Here is a 19,600-nt window from a genome sequence, read left to right as displayed (position 1 = left end):
TAAAGCGTGCCCATAATCGCGCGTGCAGCGTCGTCAGGGCTTTCTGCTTTGGTGATGGGTCTGCCGATAACCAATATGCTCGCACCATCGTCACGGGCCTGTCTAGGCGTCACAGTGCGTTTTTGGTCGGCGGCGGTACCGCCTGTGGGCCGAAGGCCGGGGACGACGAAGAAACCATCCTTCCACGCCTTTTTCGCGGCTTTCACTTCATGCCCCGAACAGACAATACCATCAAGGCCAGCCTCTTGCGCGAGCGCGGCCAAGCGGGCCACTTGAAGCTCGGGGCTGTCGGATACACCCACACGGTTCAGATCATGATCGTCCAGACTGGTCAGCACCGTCACCGCGACCACTTTGGTATGCAGGCCCGCCGCAGCCTTGGCATCCTCCATCATCGCGCGGCCACCGGCGGCGTGGATGGTGACAATGGCGGGTTCAAGCACGTTGATCGCCTGCATCGCCTTGGCAACGGTATTGGGAATGTCGTGCAATTTCAGGTCGAGAAAAATCGGTAGGCCCAGTTTCTGCACCTCATGAACGCCATGATGGCCATTGGCGCAGAAAAATTCGAGGCCGAGTTTTACCCCGCCAACTTGTCCCTTGATACGGCGGGTCAATTCCAGCGCGTCTTCCAGATAGGGCGTGTCGATGGCGACGAAGATTGGGTTGGTCATATCGAATCCACAGCAGTGTAACTAGGGGGAGGAGAGGCTGGAGGCGGCGGCGGGAAAGCCGATGTCCGCTGGTTGCCCTCAAGCGTCAATATGCGCCGTTTCATGCGCCACACTTGCGTACGGTGCAAAAGGTACAGCGGCAAAAACCCAAGCAGGAATGCGACAACAACCAACGCTGGCAATTTGGTATCCAAGCGAAGTCCGCCCCAAAGGCGGACAGACACAGGGCCCCAATTGTTGATCGCGAACACAATCAACCCGACAATGATCGTCACCCAAATCAGCGTTTTTAGAAATCGCATCGTGCGGCGTCTCCTTTTGACGCATAGTTTAAGGAAACTTTCTCCCTTTGGGTAGGGATTAGTATCTTTTCGTCACATGCGTTTCAAAGAAAGGAGTCGTAGTTAGCCAAACACCCGGTCGAAAATGGTGTCTATGTGCTTGAAATGATAATCAAGATTGAAACGATCTTCGATTTCCGTCGCGGTCATTTTTGCGGTAACATCCGGGTCGGCTTTAAGCAGCTCCATTAACGATTCTGCGCCATCTGACTCCCACACCTTCATCGCATTGCGTTGCACGATGCGGTAGCTGTCTTCGCGGCTAATGCCCGCCTGAGTCAGTGCCAACAGGACGCGCTGCGAATGAACAAGCCCGCCCATACGATCAAGATTCTTTTGCATCCGATCGGGGTAGATCAGCAACTTGTCGATGACACCCGTCAGGCGGCCAAGCGCGAAATCGAGCGTGATGGTGGCATCAGGGCCGATATAGCGTTCAACGCTCGAATGGCTGATGTCGCGTTCATGCCATAAGGCGACATTTTCGAGCGCGGGGGTGACATAGCCACGGACCATACGGGCAAGCCCCGTCAGGTTTTCGGTCAAGATCGGGTTGCGCTTATGCGGCATGGCCGAGCTGCCCTTTTGCCCCGGCGCAAAATATTCCTCCGCCTCCAACACCTCCGTGCGCTGCAAATGACGCACTTCGGTCGCCAGACGCTCAATCGATGAGGCGATGACGCCCAGCGTCGCAAAATACATGGCATGGCGGTCGCGGGGAATGACCTGCGTTGATACTGGTTCAACTGCAAGGCCAAGCTTGGCGGCAACATGCGCCTCTATTTTGGGGTCAATATTGGCGAAGGTACCGACGGCGCCCGAAATCGCACAGGTCGCGATTTCGGCGCGCGCCGCAACCAGACGTGCGCGACCGCGGGCAAATTCGGCATAAGCCTGCGCCAGCTTCATACCAAAGGTGATGGGTTCGGCGTGTATGCCATGGCTGCGGCCAATGGTCGGTGTGAACTTATGTTCCATCGCGCGGTTTTTGATGGCGGCAAGAAGTGCATCCATGTCAGCGAGCAACAGGTCTGTCGCCTGAGTCAATTGGACGGCAAGGCAGGTGTCAAGCACATCGGAGGACGTCATGCCCTGATGCATGAAGCGGGCCTCGTCGCCGACTTGTTCTGCAACCCATGTCAGGAACGCGACAACGTCATGCTTTGTGACGGCTTCGATTGCGTCGATAGCCGCGACGTCGATAACTGGGTTTGTATCCCACCACGTCCAAAGGGCCTGGGCGGCTGATGCCGGCACAACGCCAATTTGGGCCAGCGCGTCCGTGGCATGCGCTTCTATCTCGAACCAAATGCGGAAACGGTTTTCCGGCTCCCAAATCTTGACCATGTCTGGGCGGGAATAACGTGGGATCATAAGAAACGCTTTCGGCTGATTTCGGGAGTCGTGGACCCGTTAGCAGGCGTAAGGTTGGGCGTCAAAACGCGTGGCAAAAAAGAAGGGCGCGGGTTTTACGCCGCGCCCTTCTTGTTGCAATTCATAAAGGTTTAGAAATCGATCGACACGCGACCATATAGGAAGCGACCGCTGAAACCGAATGGCGATTGCGAGCTGTAGGGCAAGAACGAATTGTTGAAGCCGTAACTGACCCCATTCACCGTGCCAAACGGCAGGCGGTCTGGATATGTGTCGAGAAGGTTGTTAGCACCAAATGCGACAGAGACAGACTCCACTGGTTTAAAGCGGAACTCGATATCTGTTACCCATTTTGGCGACAAGAAGATGTCACCGGGCACGTCGCCGGGCGCAAGCGCGATGTTGTTGTTGTTAGCTGACGTCGAGAACCCGCTTGGCAAGAACACTTCACCATAACGGTTGGTGCGCAGCGTCAAACCGAAGTTATCATAATCCCAATCAAGTCCAACGTTCAGCTTGTTCTTCGGCTGACCATCGGTGAGACGATAGCTTTCCTGACGTGCGAACAGGCGTTGCGCGGTGAAACCAGAAAATACGCGGCGATCCGTGATTTTCGTATTGTTCAGATTATAACCAACGCTCACCCGGAATTGGCCAAGACCGAAGTCAGGGACGCGATAGCTTGCGACGACATCGAGACCAGTGGTCTTGGTATCAATACCATTGATGAAGAAACGTGCCGAGCTCACGCCGGTGACGCCGGCTGTGGTCAGCAATGCCAGAACGTCTGCACCCTGAAGGTTTTCGGTTAACGTGATGCGATCACTAATCTCAATATTGTAATAATCCGCTGTGATGCTCAATCCATTAAACGGCGTAAGGGTAACACCTGCGCCCAGATTGACGGATTTTTCTGGCTTGAGAGGCTGCGCACCCAAAGCGATAGCAACTGGCGATGAGACAGGGAATGTTCCGATTTCAATCAAGACACCGCCGACATTGTTCGTGGAAGTCGCTGCAAAAGATTGTTGCGCAAGGCTTGGAGCGCGGAAGCCGGTCGAAACCGAACCACGCAAAGCAATGCCATCAATCACTTCAAAACGCGCCGCAGCTTTACCATTGATGGTATCACCAAAGTCGCTGAAATGCTCGTAACGACCCGCCAATTGAAGCGTCAACTGGTCCGTGAGGTCCGCATCGAGTTCGGCGTAGCCAGCGGCGCTACTGCGCGATACGTCGGTTTCATTGGCCGGACGGAAACCAGGAAACACCTGGGCACCTCCAGCAGCGTTGAATGGCGCTGCTGAAAACGGCCCGTTGACGTAGCTTTGCAGTTCGCCAGCCACAATCTTGTAGTTTTCGTTCCGATATTCGCCACCAAAAGCGAAAGAAACGCTCTTGCCGATGCCGATGTCCAAATCCCGGCGCATATCGAGGTTAATCGATGTCTGGCCGGACCGCAAACCACCTGAATCGAAACTGCGGGCGCTCGCTACGCCGCCCAGCGACGTGTTGACCGTGTTTTCGATGGTGTAATCCAAGCGGTTTGAACCGTAGACAGCCGAGAGGTCATAGTCCCATCCGCCTGTGGCACCACGAAGGCCCGCCGCAGCAGAAATATCGACAATGTTACTGGCGATCAACGGCAGGAAGCCGTCCGCGTAGATTGGAACGAAGCTAGTGGTTGACGCCGCCCAATCGCGGTTACGCGCGTCGGTAGAGCGACGGTAGAAACCTGCGCCATTACCATCGCGGACGCCATAGCTGCCGAAGGTATAGAATTCTGCGGAATCGGAAAACTCATAACCTGCGTTCACGAAGAAGTTCAGGTCTTTTGATACACCATCGCCATACCGGTGGGCATAACGGTTAAACGTGGCTTCGCGTGGATCGCCAGCTGCGAAATAGTTGCGGCGGATATCCGGGCCGGAACGGTTTGTGGGTGAACGATCCTTATATTCCGCTGTAAGGTTCAAATAACCGCTTTCACCCAATGGCAGACCAAAGTTCGACGCGAATGTATAGGTGTCGCCATCGTTCCGTTTGCGGTCTTTGCCTGTGTACGTAATCGTCGGGTTGTCAGACGACCCAGTCGTCAACGACACGGTATCGACCTGACCAACATCTTCCATTTCCGTAATGTATTTGCCAAATGTTGCCTGCGCGCGGCCGCCCATGCCTTTTTTCAATTGGACGTTGATGACGCCAGCAATAGCATCGGAACCATATTGCGAAGCGGCACCGTCACGCAGCACTTCGATGCGTTCAATGGCCAATGGCGGAATTGTGTTGAGATCGACTGCGGTCGACCCACGGCCAACGGAGCCGTTCAAGTTCACAAGGGCGGACTGGTGACGGCGTTTGCCATTGACCAGCACCAGAACCTGATCGGGCGCAAGGCCGCGCAGGGTTGCAGGACGCAGCGAGTCTGTTCCGTCCGTCAGCGAAGGCTGCGGAAAGTTGAATGATGGTACAAGCTGGTTCAGCAATTTGTTTGTTTCGGTCTGGCCGCTGTTTAACAAAGCCTCCGCCGAAATTATGTCCACAGGAACTGTACTATCGGCAACGGTACGGTCGGTACGGCGCGTGCCGGTGACGATAATGGCGTCTTGGCCAGTTGCTTCTTCAGCGACCGCATCTTGCGGCGCGCTGTCTTGAGCAAAGGCTGGATTTGCCGCAGCTACAAATAGAGCAGTGGTCGAAACCGTCACTGCAAGTGCTGAAATTAGCTTATGCGTATTCATTTTCTTTCCCCGTGGTTATGCGTACATTTCGGTTATGAGAATGAATCTGACACTTTAATGCGTTAAGTTCCAGTAAAGTCGTAATATTGAAATATTTTTTCATGCAACTGTGGCTTTGCGGCAACGCACTTACATCCGAATATATTTTAGGGTCAGGACCACTTAAATCCACCTTCGCGGTTTGAGGCCATACTGTTCAGTGCAAGGCGGCAAGCGCAGGCTTAGTGGTTCTAAGTCCAAGCTTGCCAACGTGGCAATGGACAATATGGGTCAAATCCAAAGGACGCCAAAATGGCTTCGATCTCGAAACAAAATGCCCTTGCAGGCAGAATAACTGCCTGCGGCGGCCATTTTCCTTCGATATCTTTGCCATTTTGACGCCGCGAAGGTGGATTTAAGTGGTCCTGACCCTAAAAATTGCATTTAGCTGTGGATTGCTGAAATCGTTGCTTTGCGACTGCGGGTTGGCCCGCTATCGGCTCATGCATGTCTGATATCGTTGATGCCCCAGCAGAAGATCCGTTCGACGCGATAGTTGATACGCCGTTTGATGCGGCTTTGTCGGAACGTTACCTGATCTATGCAATGTCAACGATTACGGCGCGTTCTTTGCCAGATTTGCGCGACGGGCTTAAGCCGGTCCATCGGCGTCTATTATGGGCCATGCGCCTGTTGAAGCTTGATCCGGCCAGCGGGTATAAGAAATGCGCGCGGGTCGTCGGTGATGTTATTGGTAAATATCACCCGCATGGCGACCAGTCGGTGTATGATGCGATGGTCCGCCTCGCGCAGACATTCTCCCTGCGGTATCCATTGGTCGATGGACAAGGCAATTTTGGCAATATCGACGGCGATAATGCGGCTGCTTACCGATATACCGAAGCGCGGCTGACAAAGACGGCCATTGAGCTGATGAACGGGCTTGACGAAAACGCGACCGATTTTCGGCCAACCTATAATGGCGAAGATGAAGAGCCAGAGGTCATGCCCGGCCTGTTCCCGAACTTGCTGGCCAATGGGGCAAGCGGCATTGCCGTGGGCATGGCGACAAGCATACCGTCGCATAATGCCGCCGAGATTATTGACGCTGCTATGCTGTTGATTGACAATCCGCAGGCCAGTCACGAACAATTGATGGAAATTGTGCGTGGCCCGGATTTTGCGACGGGCGGCGTGTTGGTGGATAGCCCATCGGTGATCAGCGCTGCTTATGCCTCTGGCCGAGGAGCCATGCGTGTGCGCGCGCGTTTCTCGAACGGCTGGCAGGATGACAAAAAATGGGAACCAACCGGCGTTGAAAAACTGCCCGGCGGCACATGGCAATTGGTCGTGTCTGAAATTCCCTATCAAGTGCAAAAGGGCAAGCTGATTGAGCAAATCGCGCAGCTCATTGCCGACAAAAAGCTACCCATTCTTGATGACATTCGCGATGAAAGCGACGAGCATGTCCGTATTGTGCTTGTGCCGAAAAGCCGCAATGTTGATCCCGAAGACCTGAAAAACGCCTTGTTCCGCCTGACCGATTTGGAAACGCGCTTCTCGTTAAACATGAACGTGTTGGATTCCGACCGCACGCCCAAGGTTATGGGCTTAGGCGAAGTCCTGTTGCACTGGTTACGGCACCAGATTGAAGTGCTCGTCCGCAAATCCCAGCACCGGCTTGAGAAGATCGACGGGCGGCTGGAGCTGCTTCAAGGCTATATCATTGCGTTCCTTAATCTTGATCGCATTATCGAGATTATCCGTTCGGAGGACGAACCCAAGCCCGTGATGATGGCGGAATTCCAATTGAATGACCGTCAGGCCGAGGCCATTCTTAATATGCGTTTGCGGTCCTTGCGCAGGCTTGAGGAAATGGAACTGCGGCGGGAGCTTGAGGCGTTAGAGGCCGAGCGTGAAGATCTTGTAAAATTGATCGAAAGCCCGGCGCTGCAAAAGAAGCGTTTGAAGAAAGACCTTTCGGCACTGCGTAAGAATTACGCCGAAGAAACGGCGCTTGGACGCCGCCGGACAAGCTTGGACGAAGCGGGGCAAGCGCGCGAGATTTCGCTTGAGGCCTTTGTGGAACGCGAACCCGTGACCGTCATCATGTCAAAGCGCGGCTGGATCAAGGCGATGAAGGGGCATGCGGACCTCTCCGCACGCGCAGATTTCAAGTTCAAGGAAGGGGATGGCCCCGCTTTTGCTTTCCATGCCCAAACGACGGACAAGATCCTTATCGCGACCGCAAATGGCCGTTTTTACACCTTGGGTGCGGATAAACTTCCCGGCGCGCGCGGTTTCGGTGAGCCTGTGAGCACGATGATCGACATGGAAGCAGGTAACGATATTATTGCCGTTTTCCCGGCCGTTGCCGATGGCCGAATGTTGCTGGCTGCTACCACCGGAAAGGGTTTTATTGCGCGCATCAGCGATGTTATCGCCGAGACACGTAAAGGACGCGGCGTTGTGACATTGAAGCCTGGCACGCGGCTGAAAGTCGTCCGCCTTGCGCCGCCGGAGACTTCGGACGAAGCCGCCTTGCGCGACCAATATGTCGCCGTGGTGGGCGATAACCGGAAACTGGTTGTCTTCCCGATGACCGAAATCCCTGAAATGTCCAAAGGGCAGGGCGTTACCTTGCAACGATATAAGGACGGCGGGCTTGCGGATGCCATTTGTTTCCGCATGAGCGAAGGCCTTAGCTGGGCCATGGGCGGCGACAGCGGGCGGATGCGGACGGAGAATGACATGTCGTTATGGCGTGTTGCGCGCGGTGCCGCTGGCCGATTGCCGCCGCAGGGATTCCCGCGGAACAATCAGTTTGATTAATCAAGCCCGGACAAAACAGCGTTGACCGCTTTTACAGCCAGTTCGCGCTGGCGTGCCGCATCGGGGAAATCCTCTGCGACCCAACTGGTTTCTATGGCTTGCAGCGTTTTGGCGACCACGGGGCCAGCAGGTAAGCCCATGACAATGAGTTCGCCGCCCTTGATCGAAAGCGTTGGAATATCCCATTGTTCCAGCCGCGCGAGGCATTCCGGCACCGCTGCATCAACAGCATATAGCATCACGGCATCGCGCGCTGCGTCGATATTCGCACGATAGGCGATAGCGCGCACATTGGCGGGCGTCGGGACGCCTGCGCGTAACCTATGGCCAAAGCCCTCGCGCATTTTGTTGGGCAGTTTCAACCGCGCAGCAACCTTATCGGCCGCAACACTATCGCGGGTTAACAACGCCAGAAAGCGCGCAGGTAGCGAGACGGGCTGCGCAAATTGGGCTTCGCGCTCCACAAGGTGCAGCAGTTTATCGGCGGCATCGCTGGCTAATTCGGGCAGAAATGGCGTGAAGATGCCACTATCTATCATCAGCTTGACCGATGCGACGGGATTTTTCAATCCCAATATGCGGGTCAGTTCCTGCGCTATGCGTTCGCGCGACAAGGCGGTCAGCCCATGCGCGCCAGCTGCGCATGCCTGAATGGCGTCACCATCAATCTGCCCGCCGCCATATCGGGCAAGGAACCTGAAATAGCGCAATATGCGCAAGAAATCTTCGGCGATCCGTTGATTGGCATCGCCAATAAACCGCAGTCTGCGCGCGTCCAGATCGCTTAATCCTTCAAAATAGTCGAAGACTTCCCCGCTTTTGGGGTCAGCATATAAGGCGTTGATTGTGAAGTCGCGGCGGCTTGCGTCCTCTTGCCAGTCCGTTGCAAAAGCAACCGTCGCACGGCGTCCATCGGTTGCAACATCGCGCCGCAATGTGGTGATCTCGTAATTTTTGCCAGCCACAGCGGCGGTGACTGTGCCATGCTCGATTCCGGTCGGAATGGCCTTAATGCCCGCAGCTTCCAAACGGTTGATGACTTCGTTGGGCAATAAGGCCGTTGCGATATCAACATCGGATACGGGCAAACCAAGCAGCGTGTCGCGCACCGCGCCGCCCACATAACGTGGCCCGCCATAAACATCATCCAGCGTCGTCAAAACGCATTTCAGGCCATCGGCATGCTGCCATTCGGCATCGGGAAGGCGTACCGGCGTCATGCCAGCCGCCGCACAAGATTGGCTATGATCCCCGCCGTCACGCCCCATATCCGTCGTTCGCCCCATTGCATGTCATAATAGCTACGTTGCTGTCCATTCCAAGCAACCTCTTTTCGAACCGAATTGGCAGGATCAAGCAGGAAGGCAAGTGGCACTTCGAAATAGTCATCAACTTCTTGCGGGTTGGGCCGCATAATAAGGTCAGCGGGAATGAAGCCAACGACAGGCGCGATGCTATAGCCGCTGCCGGAAAAATAGGTGTCCGCGACGCCGATGACGTCAACTATTGTTGGCGGGATGTTCAATTCTTCATGCGCCTCACGCAAGGCCGCCGCGATTGCGTTTTCGTCGCTTTCATCGACCTTGCCACCGGGAAAGGCAACCTGGCCCGCATGGCTGCGCAACCATGTGGGGCGCTGGGTCAAGATGACACCAGGTTCCGCCCGGTCCGTTATGGGGATCAGGACCGCCGCCGCGCGGTGCGTGTCGACGGCAAAGTGCCGTTCGTCTTCAATCTCGATGCTGAGCGCGGGATCAAGCGCCATTTGTAGCCGCTGCCGCCAGCTCATACAGGCGAAGCCAGCCGAAATTGCGCGCCTTTGCTCCAGATGCTTGGGTCTTCCGGATTTTCGGCAAGCGCCAAATTGGCGAGTTCATAATAGACTGGACGCGCAAGCTTTGCGGACATTCCGCCACGCACATGCACATATAACAGGCCGCCGCGCATTTCGATTGCGTGATCGACATCGGCAAAAACAAGGTCATCACTGTTGAGCCGGAACGCCAAGCTGCGTTCGGGGCCTTCGCCTTCGCTTTGCAGTTCGGCGGCAATAAACGGGGCATCGTCGACAATGATCGAAAGCTTTTGCTGCGGCGTCACAAGCCAATATCGTCCATCGGCATCGCGGCGCAAGAGGCTGGAAAAGGCACGGACCATTGCCGGCCGCGTAACTTCCCCGCCCTGATGAAACCATTTGCCGTCAGACGCGATCCGCATTTCGCTGTCGCCAATATTGGCCGGTTCCCAGCTTTCGACAGGCGGCAATTTCCGCGTCGCAACAAGTTCCGCAATATCGGACAAAGTAAGCTTGGCTAGATCAGGTGCTTCATACGGCATAGACTTGCGATACGTCCAAAGCTAGCAATGGTCAAAGCCTAGTCAGTTGGCCCAAGCATGCCATGTGTTGGCAATGCAACCATTTCGACATTGCGCAGCAGCAAACGCCGTGGCTCCCAAGGGCCGGGTAAGGTCCAACCAGATGTGCCCTTGGCTTCAAAACCAAAACGGCCATAATATTCCGGATCTCCAATCATCACCATTGGCGCATCGTGCGGCGTTGCGGCGTTGAGCGTCAATTGCATCAATCGTTTTCCAAGCCCTTCATTCTGACGATGGCTGGCGACAGCGACTGGCCCCACCAAGACCAGATCGGCCATTCCAACGCGCACTGGCCAACACTGAATGCTCGCCAATAGTGCATCGTCGTCCAAAATCCCAAAGGACAGATGATCAATGGCGGCCATGCCTTTGCGCAGCAAATAGGCGGTGCGCACACGCCGGTCGGCCCCGAACGCATCATCGAGTAAAGCGTTCAACGTATCGGCGGATATGCCTGAAAGGGGCGTGTTGTGCATGTTAAACTTGCCGAGATTTGGGACACACTATCGGCGTCCCCTGTCATTGCGGGCGATGTTTGTCCAATCGAATATCATGTCACCGATTATAAAAGCTGCCGTAAATTGCCTTTCGTCGGAACATCTATTAGCATGCGCAGCTTAAGTGGTTTCGTCACGCAGGAGAGAGAATTTGACCGATCAGGAAGCGCCCCACGAGGCACCAGAAGCGACATCGTCATCTGCTTCGGCGCAACCGCGTGCCCAAAAAGATATTCTTGGCTATCTGGTTTTGATTGCGGGCCTCGGTGCGTTGGCCTGGGGTGCGGTCTCGGCGATTGGAACAGGTTGGGGTTTTTGGGACTATAAATCTGGTTTGATGGGCGTCGCGGGGGCCTTTCTTTTGGGGATAGTGGCTATTTTGATTGGGCTCGTTCAAGAGCTACGCGTCCGTAAATCCAATACTCCACCCTTGCGCGCACGGCGCTGGATCGGGATGCTGGTCGCTTTGGTCTATGTTGGCTGGGTAGGGACGTTCCTTGTCAAGGCGCTGACTGTACCTGCTATTCATGACGTTTCGACCGACCTTGCCGATCCGCCAGCCTTTCAGACATTGCAATTGCGTGCGGACAACTGGGACGCGGTTCCCGGTGCTGACGATAGGAAAATGCGTGGCCTGACGCCGGAACAACGTTGGGCGATGGTGCATCAAAAGGCCTATGGCGATATCCGTTCCGTGCGGGTGAACGAACCGGTGCCGATGGTGATTGCCAAGGCGGAGCGTCTGGCCAAGGCACGTGGTTGGGATGTCGCAACATCTTTACCAGAAGAAGGCCGTTTAGAAGCCACCGAAACGAGCGCATTTTTCCAGTTCAAAGATGATGTCATATTGCGTGTCCGTCCATCAGACACGGGCGAGGGGAGCATTGTCGATATGCGTTCCGTCAGCCGCGTCGGACAGAGCGACTTGGGCGTGAACGCCAAACGCGTCCGGTCGTTTCTGGCGGATTTAACCGGAACGGTAACGGCGGCGCAATAAAGCGCCGCCGTCAGTTTCGTTACTTCTTGGGTGTCAGCTTCAACAAGCGGCCCTTTGAGCCTGCGCGTTCGTCTTCAAGCAACCAGATAGCGCCATCGGGACCCTGTTCGACTTCGCGGATACGCGCGCCCATTTCCCATTGGTCTGCCTTTGTCGCATTTTCGCCGTCCAGTTTCACACGGACCAAAGCCTTTGCACCAAGGCCGCCGATAAACGCGCTGCCTTTCCAAGCTTTAAACATGTCGCCCGAGTAGATCATCAATCCACCGGGAGAAATGGCCGGGTTCCAGAAAACCTTCGGCGCTTCAAAGCCATCGCCCGCCATATGGTCGGGGATATTGCGGCCGTCATAATGGTCGCCATTGGACACGGTTGGATAGCCGTAATTGGCTGCTTTTTTGACAAGGTTTAATTCATCACCACCAGCGGGGCCCATTTCTTGGTTCCACAAGCGACCCTGTGCATCAAAGGCAATACCAAGCGGATTGCGATGCCCGTAAGACCATATCTGCGACTTCACCCGGCCTTGGTCATAAAAGGGGTTGTCCGATGGCACCATGCCGCCGTCGGTCAAGCGCACAATTTTACCAAGATTTTGGTTGAGATCCTGTGCGGGGTCGAACTTCTGCCGTTCGCCGCTGCTGATATACAACATACCGTCCGGACCAAAGGCAAGGCGATGGCCATAATGGCCTTGCCCCGAAACCTTTGGTTCCTGACGCCAGATGATTTGAACGTCGGTCAGTGTCGGCTTTGCGCTTGTTACATCAAGCTTGCCGCGGGCAACCGCCGCACCAAAGCCACCTTCGCCGGCCTCTGCAAAGCTGAGATAGACGAAATTGTTGTTGGCAAAGTCGGGATGGAGGATCACATCGCCAAGGCCCCCTTGGCCGCCATAAGCGACCGCAGGAATGCCTTCGACATCGACCACGGGGCCTTCATTTTGCCACAGCTTGAGCTTACCTTTTTTCTCGGTCACCAGCGCATAAGCGGTGCCGGGGACGAATGTCATGGCCCAAGGTTCTTCGAAATCTGCAACGACGGCGACATCAAAAGGCAAAGCGCCGTTGTCCGCAGGGGCAGCATCACTGACCGAAGGCTGGCAGGCGGCGGCCAGCAATGATGCGCCGATCAGAAAAGACAATTTTGACATGATGCAAAGCTCCATTTTATATATGCCCGTGTCAATTGGTGCGTAACGGGGCGATGTGCAAGACACTTGCATATGAAAGTTGCCGGGGCTATACAACTGTCATCCTTACATTGTGAGAACGTGAAAGGGCTGGCGCCAATGGGGCCGGCGCGAAAGTCATTGCATGCCGAATAAGAAAGTCTGATTTTGCCTGATCTGGATAAACTGAGCAGTTTGATTGCGCCCGAGGCGCGAGCGCTTGGCTTTGCCTTGGTACGCGTGGCGTGGTTTTCCAATGGCGCGCAGGGTAGCGACGAGCCAACCTTGCAGGTGATGGCCGAACGTCCCGAGACACGGCAACTGAATATCGATGATTGTGCGGCGCTTTCGCATCGTATCTCCGATCTGTTTGATGAGCTTGACCCCATATTAGAGGCGTATCGCCTTGAAGTTAGCTCGCCCGGGATTGACCGGCCATTGACGCGGCTTGCCGATTTTTCTGACTGGGTAGGGCATGAGGCCAAGATCGAACTGAGCGAGCCGATGGATGGCCGCAAGAATATTCGCGGTGATCTTGCCGGTGTCGATGGCGAAAATATTCATGTTGACGACCGCAAGGCGGGGCGCCTGACCTTCCCATTTTCCGCACTTGGCCACGCCAAGCTGCTCTTGACAGACCGCCTGATTGCGTCGACTGCCCCCATCAACAGCGATGGGGCGGACGAAGTAGAGGCTGAACCCATTCACGACGAAGCACAGGAAGATTAAGAACATGGCCAGTAGTATTGCCGCCAACAAGGCTGAATTGCTTGCAATCGCCAACGCGGTCGCCACCGAAAAGATGATCGACAAGTCGATTGTTATCGAAGCGCTTGAAGAAGCGATCCAGCGTGCCGCTAGGGCGCGTTATGGGGCCGAAAACGACATCCGTGCTAAGCTGGATACCCAAACCGGTGACTTGCGTCTGTGGCGCGTTGTGGAAGTTGTTGAAGACGTCGAAGATTATTTCAAGCAAGTCGACCTAAAGCAGGCGGACAAGCTGCAAAAGGGCGCCGTTGTCGGCGACTTTATCGTCGATCCGCTTCCCGCTGTGGATTTGGGTCGTATCGATGCGCAGTCCGCCAAGCAGGTTATCTTCCAAAAGGTGCGGGATGCCGAGCGTGAGCGCCAGTTTGAAGAATTCAAGGACCGTACCGGCGAAATCATTACTGGCGTCGTTAAGTCGGTTGAATTTGGCCATGTCGTCGTTGACCTTGGCCGCGCAGAAGGCGTTATTCGCCGCGACCAGCAAATCCCGCGCGAAGTCGTCCGCAGCGGCGACCGCGTCCGTGCGCTTATCATGAAGGTGCAGCGTGAAAATCGCGGACCACAGATTCTGTTGAGCCGTGCCCATCCCGATTTCATGAAGAAATTGTTCGCGCAAGAAGTGCCTGAAATCTATGACGGTGTCATCGAGATTAAGGCCGCTGCGCGTGACCCGGGTAGCCGCGCCAAGATTGGCGTTATCAGCTATGACAGCAGCATTGACCCCGTCGGCGCATGCGTCGGTATGAAGGGTAGCCGCGTTCAGGCCGTCGTGCAGGAAATGCAGGGCGAAAAGATCGACATCATTCCATGGTCCGAAGACACCGCTACCTTCATCGTTAACGCGCTTCAGCCGGCAACGGTCAGCCGCGTTGTCATCGACGAAGAAGAAGGCCGGATCGAAGTTGTCGTTCCGGACGATCAATTGAGCCTCGCCATTGGCCGTCGTGGACAAAATGTCCGTTTGGCCTCGCAGCTTACGGGCCGTGGCATCGACATCATGACCGAAGCGGAATCGAGCGAGAAGCGACAGAAGGAATTTGTCGAGCGTTCGGAAATGTTCCAGCAAGAGTTGGATGTTGACGAAACGCTTGCGCAATTGCTGGTCGCCGAAGGCTTCAGCGAGTTGGAAGAAGTCGCTTATGTCGACTCCGCTGAAATCGCCGCTATCGAAGGCTTTGATGACGGTTTGGCCGAAGAATTGCAGAGCCGCGCACAAGAAGCGCTGGATCGCCGCGAAGAAGCAAGCCGGGCCGAGCGCCGCGAGCTCGGTGTTGAAGATGCCGTCGCGGAATTGCCCATATTGACCGAAGCGATGTTGGTCGTTCTGGGTAAGGCGGGTATCAAGACGCTTGACGATTTAGCGGACCTTGCAACCGATGAATTGATCCAGAAGGCGCGTGAACCACGTCGCAATGAGCGGAGTGATCGCGAAGTGCGGCGCAACCGCACCGAAGATAAGGCCGGCATATTGGCGACCTTTGGTTTGTCCGAAGAGCAGGGTAACGAAATCATCATGGCTGCTCGCGCACATTGGTTCGAAGAGGAGGACGCGGTTGCAGCGGACGACTCTCAATGAGAACCGACACTCCCCAATAAGGAAGTGCATATTGTCAGGTGAGCATGGGACTCGTGCCCAGCTCATCAGGCTTGCCCTCGGTCCCGATGGCAGTATCGCACCTGACCTGTTCGCAAAAGCGCCCGGTCGTGGCGCGTGGATTGGCGTTTCTAGCGAAGAATTGTCCAAGGCGCTGGCCAAGGGTAAGCTTGCGGGATTGCTGCGCCGGGCGTTCAAAACGGACAAGATTGATATCATCGATGACCTGACGGGCCGCATTGATCGCGGCTTGGAAAAGGCATTTTTGGACCGGCTCGGGTTGGAAGCGCGGGCTGGGCATCTTATCTTGGGCGCAGAGAAGATCGATTCTGCATCGCGCAGTGGGCAGGTGAAGCTGTTATTGCATGCATCGGACGCAAGCGCCGATGGTAGCGGCAAACGCGACCAAGCATGGCGCGTTGGCGAAGATGCCGAGGGCACCGGAAAGGGCGGCGTGAAGCTGCCTGTGGACCGGGATGCATTGTCGGCGGCGCTTGGACGGCAAAATGCTGTGCACGTTGCATTGATTAACCAAAAAGCGGCGGACCGGGTGATGCATCATCTTGGACGCTGGCTAAATTTCAAAGGATGCAGTAATGCGCCATTCGATTCCGCTGCTTCGGCTGCGGACTTGCGGGGCAATGACGCTGACATCTCCGCAATTGACTGAGTAAGGACGGGTTCTGTTTCGATGAGTGATGAAAATAATAATAAGCCGACTTTGACGCGCAAGCCGCTCACTTTGAGCCGCTCGCTTGAGTCCGGCGAAGTGAAACAGACCTTCAGCCATGGCCGCACCAACAAGGTTGTGGTTGAGGTGAAGCGCAAAAAACTTGTCGGTAAGCCCGGTTATACACCTGAGCCCGAAGTGGCGGCACCCCCTCCACCTCCGCCGCCCGCCGCGTCTCCAGTAACTGCGGCGCCCGCACCCGCGGCTGCGCCAGCACCAAAGCCAAGCCCCACGGGCAATGACATGCTGAGCCGTCAGGAGCGCCAGGCTAAGCTGTTGCGCGAGGCCGAAGAAGCACGCTTGGCTATGCTTGAGGAAAGCGGACGTCGTGAAGTGGAACAACGTGCGCAGCGCGCCGAAGAAGAGCGCCAGCGTGCCCAAGCCAACCGTGAGGAGGTCGCTGCATCGCCGCCGCCGCCGCCTGCAACCGCCGTTGAAGTGGTCGTTCCGGTTACAACTAACCCGGATGAACCCGTTGCCGAAGAAGGCAATAAAGACGGCGCAGCGCCTGCGCCGCGTCGCTTTACACCCGTAGAGGCACCAAAGCGCCCAGAGCGCGAGCGTGAGGAAATCAAAAAGGCTCCGCACCGTCCAACGCGCGGTGCCGCCGATGACCGCCGCCAGTCTGGCAAGTTAACCGTTACCCGCGCACTTGAAGGTGATGACGGCGCACGCGCGCGATCACTTGCCGCGCTGAAGCGTGCGCGTGAGAAGGAAAAGCGCCTGCATGGCGGCGGTAGTCGTCAGGCACAGGTTAAGCAAACCCGCGATGTGGTCGTGCCGGAAACCATCACGGTGCAGGAACTTGCCAACCGCATGGCGGAAAAGGGCAGCGACCTTGTCAAAGCATTGTTCAAAATGGGCATGCCTATTACGATCAACGAAACCATTGACCAAGACACGGCAGAATTGCTGGTTGAGGAGTTTGGCCACAACATCACACGCGTGTCGGATGCCGATGTCGACATTTTCCACGATGACGATGTAGACGGAACCGAAACCATGAAGCCGCGTCCGCCGGTCGTGACCGTCATGGGCCATGTTGACCATGGTAAGACGTCGTTGCTGGATGCTTTACGCGGTGCGAATGTCGTATCGGGCGAAGCTGGCGGCATTACGCAGCATATTGGCGCGTATCAGGTGAAGGCGAAGGATGGCTCGGTCATCACGTTCCTCGATACACCGGGTCATGAAGCGTTCACGCAAATGCGTCAACGCGGCGCTTCGGTAACCGACATCGTCATTTTGGTGGTGGCTGCCGATGACGGCCTGATGCCGCAGACGATTGAAGCCATTAAGCATGCCAAGGCCGCAAATGTGCCGATGATCGTTGCGATCAACAAGATCGATAAAGAAGGCGCAAATCCACAAAAGGTGCGCGAGCGTTTGCTTGAACATGAGGTTGTGGTCGAAGCAATGGGCGGCGACGTTCAAGACGTTGAGGTTTCAGCGTTGAAGAAAACGGGTCTTGATACTTTGTTGGAAAAGCTTGCCTTGCAGGCCGAAGTCATGGAGCTGAAAGCCAATCCAGACCGTGCGGCGGAAGCCGTTGTGGTCGAAGCGCAGCTTGATAAGGGGCGCGGTGCTGTTGCAACCGTGCTTGTGAAACGCGGAACGCTGAAGCGCGGGGACATATTCGTCGTTGGCGCGCAAAGCGGCAAAGTTCGTGCTTTGGTTAACGAAAAGGGACAGCAAGTGGCCGAGGCTGGCCCCGCAACCCCAGTCGAAGTGCTTGGCCTGACCGGTGTTCCATCGGCAGGCGACGTTCTGACCGTTGTTGAAAACGAAGCGCGTGCTCGCGAAGTGGCTTTGTATCGCAAGGAACAATCGACCAAGGTCCGCACGGCGCAAGTCACGCCAAATCTTGAAAATCTGTTTGATAATCTGTCTGCCACACGGGCGATGGAATATCCTGTGGTTATCAAGGGCGATGTGCAAGGTTCGGTCGAAGCGATCGTCACCGCACTCAACAATATCTCGACCGATGATATCAAGGTCCGCATATTGTTAGCTGGCGTTGGCGGCATCACCGAGTCCGACATGTTGCTGGCAGCAGCGTCTAATGCGCCACTTATTGGATTCAACGTGCGTCCCAATGCCAAGGCCGCGGCTTTGGCAAAGCGTGACCGGGTGCGTTTGAAATATTTCGATGTAATCTATCACCTGACCGCCGACATCGCCAAAGAAATGGCGGGCGAATTGGGACCAGAAATCATCGAAACCGTGGTTGGCCGCGCCGAGGTCAAGGATGTGTTCAAGTCCGGCAAGCGCGACAAGGCTGCTGGCCTGTTGGTTACCGAAGGCACGATCAAAAAGGGTCTGTACGCCCGTCTTACCCGCGAAGATGTCATCGTGTCGAAAACCACAATCGCATCGCTGCGCCGTTTCAAGGACAATGTCGACGAAGTCCGCGCCGGTATGGAATGTGGCGTCGTCTTGGCGGATACCAACGACGTCAAGGCAGGCGATATGCTTGAGGTGTTCGAGATCGAGGAGCGTGAACGGACGCTTTAATAAAAGTTCTTATATCGTGAACTTTTATTGACTTTTTAGGTCCAATTTTATACGATGCGGGATGATGGAGGTTCGCTTTTCAAAAACAGCAATGAGATCATTGCTCAGAAGTGACAAGCGGACACTCATCAGAAGTAAAATTGACGAACTCGCAAATGAGCCACTTTCGCAAAGCGCCAACGTGAAAAAGCTACAAGGACGTCCCGAGTATCGATTGCGAATTCAAAATTGGCGGGTCATTTTTCGTATAGAAAATGGCATATTGTGGATTGATGATATTGCCCCGCGCAGTTCAGCCTATGAGGTGACAGGATGACAGTCCAGATTGTTGAGATTGCTGGTCAAAAAATGGCGATGCTACCCGTCGCGGATTACGAACGCTTGATTGATCTCGCTGAAGACAAGGCAGACATATTTGCTGCTTTTGAATCGGAAAACCGCCGAAAAGAGGGCGAAGAATTTTTGCCCGCAGAAATGGTAGATCGGATTCTGTCTGGCGAGTCTGCGTTGAAAGTTTGGCGCAAACACCGCTCATTGTCTTTGGAAGAACTTGGCTTCGCAGTGGGTGTCACCAAAGGATTTTTATCTCAGATTGAAAACGGGATTTCGCGTGGAAATCCATCATTATGGCGTAAGCTTGCCGAAGCTCTGAAAGTTTCTGCCGATGACATTCTTCCCGAAGGTTAAATGTGGCCAAACATAACGACACTGGTCCAGAGGGGCGTTCGGTTCGTCTGCTGCGCGTGGGTGAGCAATTCCGGCATATATTGTCCGAATTGCTCGCGCGCGACGAAGTGCATGACGATGTCCTCAACAGCCACAGCGTGAGTGTTACTGAAGTGCGCATGTCGCCTGATTTGCGCCATGCGACGGCATTCATTAAGCCACTGTTGGGTGCAAATGAAGAAAAGGTGCTTAAGGCCCTACGCACCAACACCGCGTTTTTCCAAAAGGAAGTCGCGTCGCGGGTCAGCATGAAATATGCGGCGAAGCTGAAGTTCCTCGC

Annotated in this window: 18 protein-coding genes; 9 read left to right on the top strand and 9 right to left on the bottom strand. The window is 55.3% G+C overall.

The features are described 5' to 3' along the window. From pyrF to HEQ34_RS13240, 4 genes are all read right to left on the bottom strand, one after another. The coding region (pyrF, locus tag HEQ34_RS13255; RefSeq protein WP_296201281.1) for an orotidine-5'-phosphate decarboxylase at positions 1–674 on the bottom strand (674 nt) is incomplete at its 3' end. Further along, the gene (locus tag HEQ34_RS13250) at positions 671–976 is read right to left on the bottom strand and encodes a hypothetical protein (RefSeq protein ID WP_296201280.1); all 306 of its coding nucleotides are present in this window, start codon (positions 974–976) and stop codon (positions 671–673) included. The genes HEQ34_RS13250 and pyrF, both read right to left, overlap by 4 nt. 102 nt (positions 977–1,078) lie before the next feature. Then, complete coding sequence (gene purB / locus HEQ34_RS13245; RefSeq protein WP_296201279.1) at positions 1,079–2,389, bottom strand: adenylosuccinate lyase; 1,311 nt, start codon at positions 2,387–2,389, stop codon at positions 1,079–1,081. 131 nt (positions 2,390–2,520) lie between these two features. Then, positions 2,521–5,133, bottom strand: coding sequence for a TonB-dependent receptor (locus tag HEQ34_RS13240; RefSeq protein WP_296201278.1), 2,613 nt, complete (start codon positions 5,131–5,133; stop codon positions 2,521–2,523). 486 nt (positions 5,134–5,619) lie between these two features. Here HEQ34_RS13240 and parC point away from each other — a divergent pair, with 486 nt between their 5' ends. After that, a complete protein-coding gene (gene parC / locus HEQ34_RS13235; RefSeq protein ID WP_296201277.1) occupies positions 5,620–7,944 on the top strand; it encodes a DNA topoisomerase IV subunit A in 2,325 nt (774 codons plus the stop codon). Here the strand turns inward: parC and HEQ34_RS13230 are convergent. From HEQ34_RS13230 to HEQ34_RS13215, 4 genes are read right to left on the bottom strand one after another with little or no spacing between them, the layout of a single operon-like run. Beyond that, the gene (locus tag HEQ34_RS13230; protein ID WP_296201276.1) at positions 7,941–9,164 is read right to left on the bottom strand and encodes a CCA tRNA nucleotidyltransferase; all 1,224 of its coding nucleotides are present in this window, start codon (positions 9,162–9,164) and stop codon (positions 7,941–7,943) included. The two genes, parC and HEQ34_RS13230, sit on opposite strands and share 4 nt — an antisense overlap. Next, positions 9,161–9,733, bottom strand: coding sequence for a CoA pyrophosphatase (locus HEQ34_RS13225; protein WP_296201274.1), 573 nt, complete (start codon positions 9,731–9,733; stop codon positions 9,161–9,163). Before HEQ34_RS13225 ends, HEQ34_RS13230 begins: the two co-directional genes overlap by 4 nt. Continuing rightward, complete coding sequence (locus HEQ34_RS13220) at positions 9,730–10,281, bottom strand: DUF1285 domain-containing protein (protein ID WP_296201273.1); 552 nt, start codon at positions 10,279–10,281, stop codon at positions 9,730–9,732. Before HEQ34_RS13220 ends, HEQ34_RS13225 begins: the two co-directional genes overlap by 4 nt. 38 nt (positions 10,282–10,319) lie before the next feature. Beyond that, positions 10,320–10,799, bottom strand: a complete 480-nt coding sequence (locus tag HEQ34_RS13215; protein WP_296201272.1) for a GNAT family N-acetyltransferase — start codon at positions 10,797–10,799, stop codon at positions 10,320–10,322. Between the two features lie 172 nt (positions 10,800–10,971). Here HEQ34_RS13215 and HEQ34_RS13210 point away from each other — a divergent pair, with 172 nt between their 5' ends. Beyond that, positions 10,972–11,817, top strand: coding sequence for a DUF1499 domain-containing protein (locus HEQ34_RS13210; RefSeq protein ID WP_296201271.1), 846 nt, complete (start codon positions 10,972–10,974; stop codon positions 11,815–11,817). A 19-nt stretch (positions 11,818–11,836) separates the two neighbouring features. On the opposite strand, the gene HEQ34_RS13205 is transcribed toward HEQ34_RS13210, so the two are convergent. Continuing rightward, on the bottom strand, positions 11,837–12,970 hold the full coding sequence (locus HEQ34_RS13205; RefSeq protein ID WP_296201269.1) for a PQQ-dependent sugar dehydrogenase: 1,134 nt from the start codon (positions 12,968–12,970) through the stop codon (positions 11,837–11,839). A 186-nt stretch (positions 12,971–13,156) separates the two neighbouring features. On the opposite strand from HEQ34_RS13205, the gene rimP reads away from it, so the two are divergent. The 7 genes from rimP to HEQ34_RS13170 all read left to right on the top strand — a co-directional run. Next, positions 13,157–13,717, top strand: coding sequence for a ribosome maturation protein RimP (gene rimP, locus HEQ34_RS13200; protein ID WP_296201266.1), 561 nt, complete (start codon positions 13,157–13,159; stop codon positions 13,715–13,717). A 4-nt stretch (positions 13,718–13,721) separates the two neighbouring features. Continuing rightward, a complete protein-coding gene (gene nusA / locus HEQ34_RS13195) occupies positions 13,722–15,332 on the top strand; it encodes a transcription termination factor NusA (protein ID WP_296201264.1) in 1,611 nt (536 codons plus the stop codon). A gap of 31 nt (positions 15,333–15,363) precedes the next feature. After that, positions 15,364–16,020, top strand: coding sequence for a DUF448 domain-containing protein (locus HEQ34_RS13190; protein WP_296201261.1), 657 nt, complete (start codon positions 15,364–15,366; stop codon positions 16,018–16,020). A 21-nt stretch (positions 16,021–16,041) separates the two neighbouring features. Next, positions 16,042–18,594: a translation initiation factor IF-2 gene (gene infB, locus HEQ34_RS13185; protein WP_296201259.1), complete on the top strand. Its 2,553-nt coding sequence runs from the start codon at positions 16,042–16,044 to the stop codon at positions 18,592–18,594. Between the two features lie 61 nt (positions 18,595–18,655). Continuing rightward, positions 18,656–18,910, top strand: coding sequence for a type II toxin-antitoxin system RelE/ParE family toxin (locus tag HEQ34_RS13180; RefSeq protein WP_296201257.1), 255 nt, complete (start codon positions 18,656–18,658; stop codon positions 18,908–18,910). Next, positions 18,907–19,281: a helix-turn-helix transcriptional regulator gene (locus HEQ34_RS13175; RefSeq protein WP_296201255.1), complete on the top strand. Its 375-nt coding sequence runs from the start codon at positions 18,907–18,909 to the stop codon at positions 19,279–19,281. The genes HEQ34_RS13180 and HEQ34_RS13175 overlap by 4 nt, the downstream gene beginning before the upstream one ends. Positions 19,282–19,283: 2 nt before the next feature. Then, the coding region (locus tag HEQ34_RS13170; RefSeq protein WP_296201253.1) for a ribosome-binding factor A at positions 19,284–19,600 on the top strand (317 nt) is incomplete at its 3' end.

The sequence above is a fragment of the Sphingorhabdus sp. genome (genome assembly GCF_023910635.1).
Classification (GTDB): domain Bacteria; phylum Pseudomonadota; class Alphaproteobacteria; order Sphingomonadales; family Sphingomonadaceae; genus Sphingorhabdus_B.
Note: the sequence above shows the minus strand (reverse complement) of the source record. Positions and strands in the feature narration are given on the sequence as shown.

Coding starts and splice junctions, on each gene's coding strand:
- HEQ34_RS13205 (WP_296201269.1), bottom strand. CDS start 12,970: ATGTCAAAATTGTCTTTTCTGATCGGCGCATCATTGCTGGCCGCCGCC.
- nusA (WP_296201264.1), top strand. CDS start 13,722: ATGGCCAGTAGTATTGCCGCCAACAAGGCTGAATTGCTTGCAATCGCC.
- purB (WP_296201279.1), bottom strand. CDS start 2,389: ATGATCCCACGTTATTCCCGCCCAGACATGGTCAAGATTTGGGAGCCG.
- HEQ34_RS13220 (WP_296201273.1), bottom strand. CDS start 10,281: ATGCCGTATGAAGCACCTGATCTAGCCAAGCTTACTTTGTCCGATATT.
- HEQ34_RS13225 (WP_296201274.1), bottom strand. CDS start 9,733: ATGAGCTGGCGGCAGCGGCTACAAATGGCGCTTGATCCCGCGCTCAGC.
- HEQ34_RS13240 (WP_296201278.1), bottom strand. CDS start 5,133: ATGAATACGCATAAGCTAATTTCAGCACTTGCAGTGACGGTTTCGACC.
- HEQ34_RS13180 (WP_296201257.1), top strand. CDS start 18,656: ATGATGGAGGTTCGCTTTTCAAAAACAGCAATGAGATCATTGCTCAGA.
- HEQ34_RS13230 (WP_296201276.1), bottom strand. CDS start 9,164: ATGACGCCGGTACGCCTTCCCGATGCCGAATGGCAGCATGCCGATGGC.
- HEQ34_RS13215 (WP_296201272.1), bottom strand. CDS start 10,799: ATGCACAACACGCCCCTTTCAGGCATATCCGCCGATACGTTGAACGCT.
- infB (WP_296201259.1), top strand. CDS start 16,042: ATGAGTGATGAAAATAATAATAAGCCGACTTTGACGCGCAAGCCGCTC.
- parC (WP_296201277.1), top strand. CDS start 5,620: ATGTCTGATATCGTTGATGCCCCAGCAGAAGATCCGTTCGACGCGATA.
- HEQ34_RS13175 (WP_296201255.1), top strand. CDS start 18,907: ATGACAGTCCAGATTGTTGAGATTGCTGGTCAAAAAATGGCGATGCTA.
- HEQ34_RS13250 (WP_296201280.1), bottom strand. CDS start 976: ATGCGATTTCTAAAAACGCTGATTTGGGTGACGATCATTGTCGGGTTG.